Origin of the sequence: Paracoccus aminovorans (genome assembly GCF_001546115.1) — a bacterium.
In the GTDB taxonomy this organism is placed as follows: Bacteria; Pseudomonadota; Alphaproteobacteria; order Rhodobacterales; family Rhodobacteraceae; genus Paracoccus; species Paracoccus aminovorans_B.
Genome location: NZ_KQ955209.1, coordinates 801,662 through 813,845, shown reverse-complemented (window position 1 = coordinate 813,845; position 12,184 = coordinate 801,662). Strand labels below are relative to the sequence as shown.

General features: G+C 66.9%; 12 protein-coding genes. 7 read left to right on the top strand and 5 right to left on the bottom strand.

The annotated features are described in order from the left end of the window. Nucleotides 1-3 precede the first annotated feature (3 nt). Nucleotides 4-888: a bifunctional methylenetetrahydrofolate dehydrogenase/methenyltetrahydrofolate cyclohydrolase FolD gene (gene folD / locus ASV56_RS15665; protein ID WP_062562928.1), complete on the top strand. Its 885-nt coding sequence runs from the start codon at nucleotides 4-6 to the stop codon at nucleotides 886-888. A gap of 127 nt (nucleotides 889-1,015) precedes the next feature. Further along, nucleotides 1,016-1,900, top strand: a complete 885-nt coding sequence (gene purU, locus ASV56_RS15660) for a formyltetrahydrofolate deformylase (protein WP_018001668.1) — start codon at nucleotides 1,016-1,018, stop codon at nucleotides 1,898-1,900. Between the two features lie 128 nt (nucleotides 1,901-2,028). On the opposite strand, the gene ASV56_RS15655 is transcribed toward purU, so the two are convergent. Further along, entirely contained in the window at nucleotides 2,029-2,922 is an 894-nt protein-coding gene (locus ASV56_RS15655; protein ID WP_062562927.1) for a LysR family transcriptional regulator, read from the bottom strand. A gap of 117 nt (nucleotides 2,923-3,039) precedes the next feature. Here ASV56_RS15655 and ASV56_RS15650 point away from each other — a divergent pair, with 117 nt between their 5' ends. Genes ASV56_RS15650 through ASV56_RS15630 form a run of 5 tightly spaced genes read left to right on the top strand, consistent with a single transcriptional unit; the run spans nucleotide 3,040 to nucleotide 8,832 of the window. Next, nucleotides 3,040-4,281: an FAD-dependent oxidoreductase gene (locus ASV56_RS15650; RefSeq protein ID WP_062562926.1), complete on the top strand. Its 1,242-nt coding sequence runs from the start codon at nucleotides 3,040-3,042 to the stop codon at nucleotides 4,279-4,281. Between the two features lie 8 nt (nucleotides 4,282-4,289). After that, nucleotides 4,290-4,556, top strand: coding sequence for a sarcosine oxidase subunit delta (locus tag ASV56_RS15645; RefSeq protein WP_062562925.1), 267 nt, complete (start codon nucleotides 4,290-4,292; stop codon nucleotides 4,554-4,556). Further along, a complete protein-coding gene (locus ASV56_RS24825) occupies nucleotides 4,553-7,438 on the top strand; it encodes a 2Fe-2S iron-sulfur cluster-binding protein (RefSeq protein WP_062562924.1) in 2,886 nt (961 codons plus the stop codon). Before ASV56_RS15645 ends, ASV56_RS24825 begins: the two co-directional genes overlap by 4 nt. Further along, nucleotides 7,439-8,044, top strand: a complete 606-nt coding sequence (locus ASV56_RS15635) for a hypothetical protein (RefSeq protein ID WP_062562923.1) — start codon at nucleotides 7,439-7,441, stop codon at nucleotides 8,042-8,044. Between the two features lie 29 nt (nucleotides 8,045-8,073). Continuing rightward, complete coding sequence (locus ASV56_RS15630; protein ID WP_172823783.1) at nucleotides 8,074-8,832, top strand: aspartate dehydrogenase domain-containing protein; 759 nt, start codon at nucleotides 8,074-8,076, stop codon at nucleotides 8,830-8,832. A 92-nt stretch (nucleotides 8,833-8,924) separates the two neighbouring features. On the opposite strand, the gene ASV56_RS15625 is transcribed toward ASV56_RS15630, so the two are convergent. The 4 genes from ASV56_RS15625 to ASV56_RS15610 are packed head-to-tail and all read right to left on the bottom strand — an operon-like array spanning nucleotide 8,925 to nucleotide 12,151. Then, on the bottom strand, nucleotides 8,925-9,674 hold the full coding sequence (locus tag ASV56_RS15625) for an amino acid ABC transporter ATP-binding protein (protein WP_019352296.1): 750 nt from the start codon (nucleotides 9,672-9,674) through the stop codon (nucleotides 8,925-8,927). Between the two features lie 10 nt (nucleotides 9,675-9,684). Further along, nucleotides 9,685-10,560 (bottom strand): amino acid ABC transporter permease, encoded by an 876-nt coding sequence (locus ASV56_RS15620; protein ID WP_062562921.1) that lies wholly within the window; start codon nucleotides 10,558-10,560, stop codon nucleotides 9,685-9,687. Continuing rightward, complete coding sequence (locus ASV56_RS15615) at nucleotides 10,550-11,305, bottom strand: amino acid ABC transporter permease (protein ID WP_062562920.1); 756 nt, start codon at nucleotides 11,303-11,305, stop codon at nucleotides 10,550-10,552. The genes ASV56_RS15620 and ASV56_RS15615 overlap by 11 nt, the downstream gene beginning before the upstream one ends. Nucleotides 11,306-11,317: 12 nt before the next feature. Then, nucleotides 11,318-12,151: a transporter substrate-binding domain-containing protein gene (locus ASV56_RS15610; RefSeq protein WP_062562919.1), complete on the bottom strand. Its 834-nt coding sequence runs from the start codon at nucleotides 12,149-12,151 to the stop codon at nucleotides 11,318-11,320. Nucleotides 12,152-12,184 lie beyond the last annotated feature (33 nt).

Below are 12,184 nucleotides of genomic sequence, written 5' to 3'. Positions count from 1 at the left end.
CGGATGACGTCGACACTTATTGACGGCAAGTCTTTTTCTTCTGGTGTTCGCGGTCGGGTTGCCTCGGGGGTTGCGGGTCTTGCGGCGCGGGGGATCGTGCCGGGGCTGGCGGTGGTGCTGGTGGGCGAGGATCCGGCCTCGGAGGTCTATGTCCGGAACAAGGGCATCCAGACCCGCGAGGCCGGCATGGCCTCCTGGGAGCACAAGCTGCCGGCCGAGACCGGGCAGGCGGAGCTGCTGGCGCTGGTCGGGAAACTGAACGCCGACCCGGCGGTGCATGGCATCCTGGTGCAGCTGCCGCTGCCCGCGCATATGGATGCCGAGGCGGTGATCAACGCCATCGATCCGGCAAAGGACGTCGACGGCTTCCACATCCTGAACGTGGGCCTTCTGGGCACCGGGCAGAAGAGCATGGTGCCCTGCACGCCCCTGGGCTGCCTCTTGATGCTGCGCGACCGGCTGGGCGATCTCTCGGGGCTGAACGCGGTCGTGGTCGGGCGCTCGAACATCGTCGGCAAGCCGATGGCGCAGCTCTTGCTGGGCGAGAGCTGCACCGTCACCATCGCGCATAGCCGCACGAAGAACCTGGCCGAGGTCTGCCGCAGCGCCGACATCCTGGTCGCCGCCGTCGGCCGGCCGCGGATGATCCCCGGCGACTGGGTCAAGCCCGGCGCCACGGTGATCGACGTCGGCATCAACCGCATCGAGGAGGACGGCCGCACCCGGCTGGTCGGCGACGTGGACTTCGACAGCGCGGCCCGGGTCGCCGGCGCCATCACCCCGGTGCCGGGCGGCGTCGGGCCGATGACCATCGCCTGCCTCTTGGCCAATACGCTGACCGCCTGCTGCCGGGCGAACGGGCTGCCCGACCCCGAGCTGGTCGGCTGAGATTGCCGGGGGCCGGGGGCTCTGCCCCCACCCGCCCGCGGCCCCAGGGTGGGGCCACGGGCGCGTTCCCCCGGGATATTTGCACAAGAAAGAAGCCGGGCCCCGCCCGGGCACAGTGGAGAGCACGATGACCAAATACTGCCTGACCGTAGCCTGCCCGACGACGCGGGGCATCGTTGCCGCCATCTCGGGCTATCTTGCCGAGAAGGGCTGCAACATCACCGACTCGAGCCAGTTCGACGACATGGAGAACGACAAGTTCTTCATGCGCGTCAGCTTCCTGTCCGAGGAGGGCGTCGGCCTCGAGGAGCTGCGCGCCGATTTCGCCGAGACCGCCAAGGCCTTCGGCATGGTCTCGGCCTTCCATGACGAGGCCGAGAAGATGAAGGTCGTGATCATGGTCAGCCGCTTCGGCCATTGCCTGAACGACCTTCTGTATCGCTGGCGCATCGGCGCCTTGCCGATCGAGATCGTGGCGGTGATCTCGAACCACATGGACTATCAGAAGGTGGTGGTGAACCACGACATCCCCTTCCACTGCATCAAGGTCACCAAGGAGAACAAGCCGCAGGCCGAGGCCGAGCAGATGCGCATCGTGCGCGATTCCGGCGCCGAGCTGATCGTGCTGGCGCGCTACATGCAGGTCCTGTCGGACGAGATGTGCAAGGCGATGTCGGGGCGGATCATCAACATCCACCACTCGTTCCTGCCCAGCTTCAAGGGCGCCAATCCCTACAAGCAGGCCTTCGAGCGCGGCGTGAAGCTGATCGGCGCCACCTCGCATTACGTGACCGCGGATCTCGACGAGGGCCCGATCATCGAGCAGGACATCATCCGCGTCACCCATGCCCAGTCGCCCGACGACTATGTCTCGCTGGGCCGCGACGTCGAAAGCCAGGTCCTGGCCCGCGCCATCCACGCCCATATCCACCGCCGCGTCTTCCTCAACGGCAACAAGACCGTCGTCTTCCCGCCCTCCCCGGGGTCCTATGCCTCCGAGCGCATGGGGTGAAAAGCCCACGCAGGGCGGCCATCGAGCCGCCCTTGCCCAGCGCATGTCTTCTCCGTTGCAAAAATACCCCCGCCGGAGGCCGGCAACGGCCAGGATCACGCAGGGCGATGACCCAGCGCGGTGGCGTTTCAGTCCGGGACGCTGGCGGCGCCGAACGCCGCGACCAGCCAGGCGTGAAACTTGCGCACGGAGGGCGAGGGGCTGGGCCGCGTCAGCGCCACGGTATGCACCAGCGAGGTCGGGAGTCCCGCCCCGGCCGGCGCGCTGAGCCGACCGGCGGCGAGATAGGGATCGCAATGCGTTCCGAAGACGACGCTGATGCCGCCGGAGCCTACTACCATTTCGAGCGCCGTCGCCGCATTGTCGACCTTGACCGGTGCGACCCGCGGCGCAAGCACCGTCCCGCTGGCATCCGCCCAGCGTTCCCAAAGCTGGTGCTTGCCCTGGACATAGATCATGCGGCGCGCATTGATCCATTCCGCAAGCGGCTGGCCCTGGGCCGGTCCCGGCTCTCCCGCCGGCGCGACCAGCACCATGCGCTCGCGCCGCAGGGGGGTCAGTTCGGGCCGCAACTGGACCTCGTCCACCACGGCGATGCTGAGATCGGCCAGTTCGACATTGGGATCGGTCCAGATCGTGCTGTTGACCCGCACCTCGATATCCGGATTCAGGGCGTGGAAGCGGTGCATCTCGGCCGAGAGCCAGATCGAAGCGAAGGAGATCGGCGCCGAGACCGTCACGGTCCGACGCGCGCGCGCGCCGACAAGCCCCTGCGTCGCGGCCTCCAGCACGTCCAGCGCCTCGGCCACCCCGGGGCGATAGGCCTGGCCGACTTCGCTGAGTTCCAGCCCGTTGCGCAGGCGGTGGAACAGCGGCCGGCCCAGATATTGCTCAAGCGCCCGGATGCGCTGGCTGATCGCCGACTGCGTGCAGTTCAGTTCCTCGGCCGCCTTGCTGAAGCTGAGATGGCGGGCGGCGGCGTCGAAGGCCTGCAGATAGGTCAGATGCGGCAAGGCGCGCATGAGGGCAACCAATTCTTTCTGATCCTATTAGCAAAACGAGGTCTGAGGGTAAAGTTCGCTTTCTTGCGTGATGCCCCCTGTCAGCCGAGGTTGCGGGCAAGAAATCAGGATGATCCAATGCCGATAGAACTTCTGAAATATGGCCTGAGGCGCGGCCATCGCCCGTTCCGCGACATCCCGCCCACGCCCGACCTGCGCAAGCATTATGACGTGGTGATCATCGGCGGCGGCGGGCATGGACTTGCCGCGGCCTATTACCTGTCGAACCATCACGGCGTCAAGAATGTCGCCGTCCTGGAAAAGGGCTATCTCGCCGGCGGGAACACGGCGCGCAACACCACCACCGTCAGGTCGAATTACCTGACGCCGCCCTCGATCGCATTCTACCGCGAGGGGGTTTCGCTGTTCGAAGCCATGTCCGAGGAACTGGGTTTCAACGTCATGTTCTCGCAGCGTGGGCAGCTGACGCTGGCCCATTCCGACGCGGCGATGCGCAGCTTCCGGCTGCGGGCCGAGACGGGCAATCATGTCGGCATCCGGACCGAATTGGTCGACGCCAAGACGGTGCAGGAGCTTTGCCCCCATGTGAACATGGATTTTGGCGGCCAGCACGAGGTTCTAGGCGGGCTCTGGCACGCCGACGGCGGCACCGCGCGGCATGACGCCGTTGCTTGGGGCTATGCCAAGCGCGCGGCCGAGAAGGGCGTCGAGATCCACCAGCGCACCGAGGTCGAGGGTTTCGGTATCGCCAACGGCCGCATCACCGAGGTCAGGACCAATCGCGGCACCATCACCGCCGGTCAGGTGCTGCAGGCCGCCGGCGGCATGAACGGCCGCATCGCTGAGATGGCGGGGATTCCGTTGCCGATCCGTTGCTTTCCGCTGCAGGCCATGGTGACGCAGCCGCTGAAGCCATTTCTGGACATCCTGCTGTCGTCGTCGAACCTGCACACCTACCTGGTGCAATCCTCGCGTGGCGAGATCGTCATCGGCGGCGGCACCGATCCCTATCAGCTGGCTTCGACCCGTTCGAGCCTGCCGCAGAAGGAATCGCTCGCCACCGGAGCGCTGCAGCTGATGCCGTTTCTGCACAATATCAAGATCCTGCGGCAATGGGCTGGCATCACCGACATCACCCCCGATTTCAGCCCGATCATGGGCGCCTCGCCGCTGCAGAACTACTGGCTGGACGCGGGTTGGGGAACCTGGGGGTTCAAGGCAACCGGTGTGGCAGGCAAGCGCATGGCCGAGACCATCGCCACCGGCCGCGTGCCGGACATCCTTGTCCCCTTCTCGCTCGAACGGTTCTCGCGTTTCGAGCTTCTGAACGAAATGGGCGCGACCGCCGCCGGGCATTAGGTGAAACCATGAAGATCATGTCCTGCCCGCTGAACGGGCCCCGCAACATCTCGGAATTCCAGTGGCTCGGGCCGGTGCATGACGGTGCCGAACTGACGGCCGCCGCGCTGGTCCAGCATCTGTTCTTTGCGCCGAACCCGATGGGGGTGCTGCGCGAATGGTGGCGGCACACGCCGTCGAACACGGTGTTCATCGCCGAGCGCAACCTGATCACCGACGAAATCCTGCGGACCTATCTGAAACCGGCCGCCGACAACATCGCGAGCGTCGCATGACGAACAGACTTGGCAGCGGCTGGGGCAGCCGCATCGACCGTAGCCGCGGCTTGGCCTTCACCTTCGAGGGGCGTCGCGTCGCCGGCCATCCGGGCGACACGATCGCCAGCGCGCTGGCTGCGAATGGCGAATGGGTGCTGTCGCGCTCGTTCAAGTATCACCGGCCGCGCGGCATCCTGACCATGTGCGGGCAGGATGCGAACACCCTGGTCCAGATCGGAGAGGAGCCGAATGTCCGCGCCGACCTGCGGCTGGCGTCCGACGGCATCGCCGTGACGCCGCAAAATGTCAAGGGCAGCCTGCGCCGCGACCGTGGACAGATCATCGAACGCTTTGGCCGCTTCCTGCCGGTGGGCTTCTATTACCGCACCTTCTTCGGACCCCGCCGGTCGAGCTGGCTGAAGCTGTGGGAGCCGATGATCCGCGCCTCTGCCGGGCTTGGCACGGTCAGCACCGATGCCGCGCCCAGGCGCTATGTCAAGGAAACCCGGCATTGCGACGTGCTGGTCGTGGGCGGCGGTCCCGCAGGGCTCGCCGCCGCGGTCCGCGCGGCCGAGGCCGGCGCCGGGGTGATCCTGGTCGAAAAGGAGCCGGAGCTGGGTGGGGCCCTGACCTATGCCCGCTTCGCAACGGACGCGGGCCTGGGCACCCGGCACCTGTCCGCGCTGCGGGACAGGGCCCTTGCCCTGCCGGGCCTTTCGGTGATGACCGGCGCGACCTGCAACGGCCGCTTTGCCAACAACTGGCTGCCGGTGATCAGCGGCAACCGGCTGGTGCGCATCCGGGCGACCGAACTGGTGCTGGCCACCGGCGCGCATGAGCAGCCGCTGGTGTTTCGCAACAACGATCTGCCGGGGATCATGCTGTCTTCGGCCGCGCAGCGCCTGATGCGGCATTACGCGGTGCGGCCGGGTCAGCGGGCCGTCGTCTATGCGGGCGACCGCGACGGCTATCTCGCCGCGCTGGACCTCGACGATGCCGGCGTCAGGATCGCCGCCATCGTCGACCCCGAGGCCGAGGACCGCGACGGCCTGTCCGAGGAACTGGCACGCCGCGGCCTGCCGATCATGCGCGGCTGCACCCTGACCGAGGCCAAGGCGGGTCCCGGCGGGCTGCACCTGCAATCGGTCGAGGTCCAGGACGCCGCCGGCACGCGCAAGCGGCTCGATTGCGACCTGCTGGTCGTGGCGGGGGGCTATACGCCGGGCTACCAGCTTGCGCTTCATGCGGGGGCACGCCTTGCCTCGGACGACACCGGAACCCGATTCTCGATCACCGACGTGCCGGCGCATCTGCATCTGGCCGGCGCGGCGGCCGGGCTGTCCGATCTGGACGGCGTCATCGCCAGCGGCGAGGCGGCAGGGCTTCGCGCGGCAGCCGCGCTTGGCCTGGCCTCCGCCCCCGAAGGCGCCGTGCCCGCCGCATGCGCATGGCGCCGCAGCGCGCCGGTCGAGCCGCATCCCAAGGGCCGAGATTTCGTGGATTTCGACGAGGACCTGCAGGTCAAGGACATCGAGAACGCCGTCGCCGACGGCTATCGCGAGCTTGAACTGGTCAAGCGCTATTCGACCGTCGGCATGGGGCCTTCGCAGGGGCGGCACGCGGCGCTGCCGACGGCGCGGATCGTGGCGCGCAAGACCGCCCGCAGCCTGGCCGAGGTCGGCATCACCACCTCGCGCCCGCCCTTCGGCCCGGAAAAGCTGGGCCTGCTGGCCGATACGACGCCGGAACGCTATCGCCACACCGCGCTGCACCCCTGCCACGTGCAGGCGGGCGCCAGGATGATGCCGGTCGGCGCCTGGTGGCGGCCCTTCGTCTATCCGGGCAGCGAGCCGCCCGCCGAGGCGATCCTGCGCGAGATCCGCGCGGTGCGCGAGGACGTGGGCATGCTCGACGTCTCGACGCTGGGCAAGCTCGAGCTTCGGGGCCGCGACGCGGCCGCCTTCCTCGACCGCATCTATACCATGGCCCATGCCGGCCAGCCGGTCGGGCGGGTGCGCTATTGCCTGGCCCTGAACGAGATGGGCTCGATCCTGGACGACGGCGTGGCCTTCCGGATGTCCGAGCAGCACTTCTACGTCACCGCCACCACCGGCGCGGTCGATCGCCTTTTTGCCGAGATGACGCTGCAAAAGGCGATCTGGGGCATGCAGGTCGACATCCAGAACGTCACCGCAGCCTTCGCCGCGATCAACCTGACCGGACCGAAGGCGCGCGCGGTCTTGCAGGGACTGGCCAGCGACATCGACTTCTCGCGCGATGCCTTCGGCTTCCTCGACGGGCGCGAGGGGATGCTGGCAGGCAGCCCGGTTCGCGTCATGCGCATCGGCTTCACGGGCGAGCTGAGCTATGAGATCCACCTGCCGCAATCCCATGCCGTCGGCATGTGGCAGGCGCTGGCCGCCGCGGGTGCCGGCTTGGGGCTGCGGCCCTATGGCCTTGAGGCATCGCGGATCCTGCGCCTGGAAAAGGGCCATATCATCATCGGCCAGGACACGGACGCACTATCGACGCCGGATCAACTGGGCATGGGCTGGGCGCTGTCGCGCAAGAAGCCGTTCTACACCGGCAAGGCCGCGGTCGAGGCGCGCCGCGCCCTGGGCGAGACGCGGCAGCTTTGCGGCTTCGTGCTGGAAGGCGGCAATGCCGCCGAGGTCGGCGAATCCGCATTGGTGCTGCGCGATGGCCAGCCCGTCGGGCATGTCACCTCGTTCGGCCATTCGCCCTCGGTCGGCAAGTGGATCGGGCTGGCCTATGCGCCGCCCGAACAGGCGGTGCCCGGCGCGCAAATCCGCATCAAGGGCTTTTCCGGCACCGAGGTCTCGGCCGCCGTCGTGGCCCTGCCCTTCTATGACCCGACCAATGCCCGGCAGGAGATCTGAATGACCACCGCAATCATCGCCACCCGGCACTGGCCGCTGTCCCAACGGCTGCCCGCCGTGGACCGGCTGCCCGCATCGGGCGAATCCTGGCTGACCGACCTGTCCGCCCTGCCCCGCATGGGGTTGCGCGGTCCGGGAACTGCGGACTGGATGGCGGCACAGGGACTGCCACTGCCCGGCCCCATCGACAGGGCCCTCGACCTGCCCGGCCTGACCCTGGTGCCGCTGGGCGCCGAGGAGGCGGTCATCCTGTCCGATCCGCATGGCGACCCCGGCGTGATCCGGCGGCTGCGCGATGCCTGGTGGCAGAGCCCGGGGCCCAAGGGCTTCGACGCCTATCGCGATGAAACCTGGGCCTGGTTCCGGCTGACCGGACCCGCCGCCGAGCAGGCGCTGCCCCTGCTGACGGCACTGGACACCCGCCCTGCCGCATTTCCCGCGGCTGCGGTGGCGCAGACCCGCGTCATGCACATGGACGCGGTGATCCTGCGCAGCGCGGACGGCGGCGCGTTGGACCTGCTGTTCGACATTGCCTCCTCGGGCTATGCCCTGGACTTCATCAAGGACGTGATTCCCGGCATCCGCACGGCGCGGCTGGCCGGATGATCGACGCGACAAACCAAGCGGAGGGCGCGATGCGCATTGGTATCATCGGGGCGGGCACGATCGGCAAGACGATCATCCGCGACCTTCAGCGGCGGGGTGACGTGGCCATCGACTTCGTGCTGGTGCGCGAGACGGCGCGGGCCGACTGGCTGGACCTGCCGGCCGCAACCTTCATCAGCGACGAGGCCGAGGCGCTGGCCCGCGGTGTCGACCTGATCATCGAAACCGCCATGCCCGAACTGGTGGCGCGCCTGGCGCCCCGCGCGCTGGAGCACTCGGATTTCTGCGCCTTCAGCGGCACGGCCCTGGCCGACGCGGCAGTCGAGCGCGCGATCCGCGATGCCGCTGCCGCCAGCGGCCGGCGTTTCTTCGTGCCGCATGGCGCCGTGATGGCACTGGACGGGCTGGAGGACGGGCGCGAATTGCTGCAATCGGTCACCATCACCACGACGAAAAGCGGCAAGAGCCTTGGCCTCGACCTCGATGCCCAAGGGCTCGTCTTCGAGGGCACGGCGCGCGAGGCCTGCAAGCGCTTCCCTCGCAACGTCAACGTCCATGCCGCGATCGCGCTGGCCGGGATCGGGCTCGACCGGACCGTCAGCCGCATCGTCGCCGTCCCCGGCCAGCAGGAGAACGAGCACCGCATCGAGATCCGCGGCGAGGGGCTGGAATGGAACCTCGAGATCGCCTCGCGTTCGCTGGGCGGGGTCACGGGGTCCTACACGCCCCATTCGGCGGCCGGCTCGGTCCGGCGCATCCTGGGCGGCAGCGGCATCAGGATGGCCTGACGATCCGCGTCCACCACAACGGAAAAAGCCGGCGCCACAAGGGCGCCGACTTTTTTGACAGCATTCCGGGGCGGCAAGCGCCGCCTTCCGGCCTAGAGAACCTGATCCAGAAAGGCGCGCGTCCTCGGATCCTGGGCATTGGTGAAGAACTCGGCTGGCGCGCCATGTTCGACGATCACACCGCGGTCGGTGAAGTAGATGTGGTCTGCCACCTCGCGGGCAAAGCCCATCTCATGCGTGACCAGGATGCAGGTCATGCCATCGGCCGCAAGATCCTTGATCGTCACCAGCACCTCCTTGACCGTCTCGGGGTCGAGTGCGGCCGTCACCTCGTCGAACAGCATGACGTCGGGCCGCATCGCCAGCGAACGGGCAATGGCGACGCGCTGCTGCTGGCCGCCGGACAGCTCGCCGGGATAGTGGTTCTCTTTCCCCTCCAGCCGGACCTTCTTCAGCAGCGCCCTGGCCCGCGCCTCGACCTCGGCCGGATTTTCCCGCAGCACCTTGATCGGGGCCATCATCACGTTCTGCAACGCGGTCTTATGCGGGAACAGGTTGTATTGCTGGAAGACCATGCCGACCTTGCGGCGCAACGCCAGCTTGTCCAGCTTGGCGTCATGCACCTCTTGCCCCTCGACCTGGATCGAGCCGGCCTGGATGTCGTTCAGCGCATTGATGCAGCGGATCAACGTCGATTTGCCCGAGCCGGACGGGCCGATGATGCAGATCACCTCGCCCTTCATGATGTCCATGCTGATACCGCGCAGGACCTCGACCTGGCCATAGGATTTGTGAACGTCGCGGATGCTGACGATCGGCTGCTCGGCAGTCCATTGCGTCATGGGACACCTTTCAGGTTTTGACCGCGAACCGACGCTCGAGCCACATGGTCAGGCGGGCGATCGGGTAGCAGTAGACGAGAAACAGAACGAGGGCGAAGCCATAGAAGGGCAGCAGCAGTTCGGGACGGTTGCCCTCGGCCTCCATGGCCTGACGGGTCAGGCTGATGATCTCTCCCACCCCCAGCAGCGAACACAGCGGCGTGGACATGGTCAGGATGGCATACCAGTTCATCCAGGGCGGCAGCATCCGCTTGAAGCATTGCGGCAGGATGATCTGCCAGATGGTCTGGCGCCGGGTGAAGCCCAGCGATTCCGCCGCCTCCCATTGCGCCGTGGGCACGGATTGCACGGCGCCGCGCACCACCTCGGCGATATTGGCCGAAACCGGGATGGCCAGGCCGATCACCGTCTTGATCCAGCTCGGCAGCGGAATGGTCGTCCCGAAGACCGTGACCTGGAATGGCGCGGCCAGAAGCACGATGAAGAGCAGGACCAGCCAGGGGATATTGCGGAAGAACGAGACATAGCCCTGGACCACCATCCGGACCAAGCGGTTGCGGCTGATCAGCCCCAGCCCGGCAAAGGCGCCCGCCAGAGTCCCGATCGCCATTGCGCAGACCGAGATCAGGACGTTGAACAGGAATCCCTGCACGAACAGGAAGGGGATCCAGCGCAAGAGCTTGTCCAGCGGGCTTTCCGCCGCCCCCCCGGATTGCGCCATGACCGCAGCCGGAAGCAGCAGCGCCGCCGCGGTCAGCCAGGCCAGGGGAATGGCACCCAGCCAGCGGACCAGGAAGAATTCGTCATGCGCCGGCCCGCGCGGGGCAAAGGGCAAGAGCACGGGAAGATTGCCCGGCACCATCGGCACGCCGGATTTATGCGCCATAGCCAGGGATCCTCAGCTTGCGTTCCCAACGCCCCATGCCCAGCGACAGCACGCCGACCAGTCCCAGATAGCAGACCAGCAGCATCAGCATCGTCGGCTTCTGCGCAGAGGGGAAATCATTCCAGATCGAGACCGACTGATAGAGCAGTTCGGGCACGGCGATCGCGAAGGCCTGGTTCGTCGTCTTGACCAGGTTGATCAGATTGGCCGACAGCGCGGGCATGGAGATGCGCAGCGCCAGCGGAAACACCACGTTGGTATAGGTCTGCAACCGCGTCATGCCGAGCGATTCCGCCGCCTCGCGCGTCGAGTTCGGAACGGATTCGACGCCGGCGCGGAAGATCTCGATGTTGAAGGCGCCGGCGAAGAAGGAAAGCGAGATGATCGCCCAGCCCACGTTCGAGATCATCGGCACCTCGAGCCAGCCGTCCGGGCTGTATTTCGGGGTGAACTGGCCCAAGGCGAAATAGAAGAACAGCAGTTGCAGCAGCGGCGGCGTATTGCGGAAGAACTGCACATAGCCCTCCACCAACCCGCGCAGAAGGCGACTTCTCGCCCCCTGCGCCCAGGCGCCCAGAATGCCGATGAGGACGGAAAAGATCAGGCAGAAGACGCTGAGCTTGATCGTCATCCACAGCCCGGTCAGCACCCGGCCCATCTGCACATCGTCATAAAGCCAGATGAAGTTCCATTGCGGCGAGGTCGCGGCAAGGTCGCGGAAATAGGTCTGGATATCCGTCAGCATCGGCGACCGGCCCTATTGCGCCAACGGGTCGGCCATCCGCTGGTGCATCTCCTCCAGGAAGGGGCTGGGCTTGACGTTCCACTTCTTTTCCAGCTCGGTCAGCGTGCCGTCGCGGTGCCAGCTGTATTGCAGGCCCGACATGATCTGGCCAAGCGCGCAGTTCTCCTCGGGCTTGGCCACGGCCAGGCCCCAGGGGGCGAAATCCTCGACCGGAAGCGAGATCTCGAAATCGTCCCAGCCGCCGGCCGCCAGGTCGGCGCCGATGGTGGTGTCGTCATAGACGAAGGCCACGCATTTCTTGTCGCGCAGGGCCTGCTTGGCCTCGGCGGCGTTGCCGAAGGCCGAGACCTTGGCGCCGTAACGCTGTTCGATCTTCTGCAGGTAGAACGAGCCCTGCACGCCGCAGATCGGCTTGTCGCGCAGGTCTTCCCAGCCGGTCATCTTCACGGCCTTTGGGGTCAGGGCGGCGGTGCCCGAGGCGTAATAGTTCGGCCCCTTGATGCCCACGATCTCGCGCCGGTCGGCGGTGTCGGTCATGGTGGCGACCATGATGTCGGTCTGGCCCTGCTGCAGGAACTGCATCCGGTTCGATGCGATCACCGGCACCAGTTCCAGCTTGACGCCCAGGGTGTCGGCCACCATCTGCGCCATGTCGATTTCCAGCCCGACGATGTTGCCGTTTGTGTCGCGATAGCCCCAGGGCTTGTAATCCGCCTTGACGCCGGCGATCAGGGTGCCGCGCTGCTGGATGCGCTTCAGCCCCTCGTTCGAGCAGGTTTCCGCAGCCGCCGCGATCGGCGCAAGCGCCACCGTCGAGGCCAGGATTGCCGTGAGAATATTTTTCATTTGCGTGACTCCCCGTTGACTCGGACATCGATA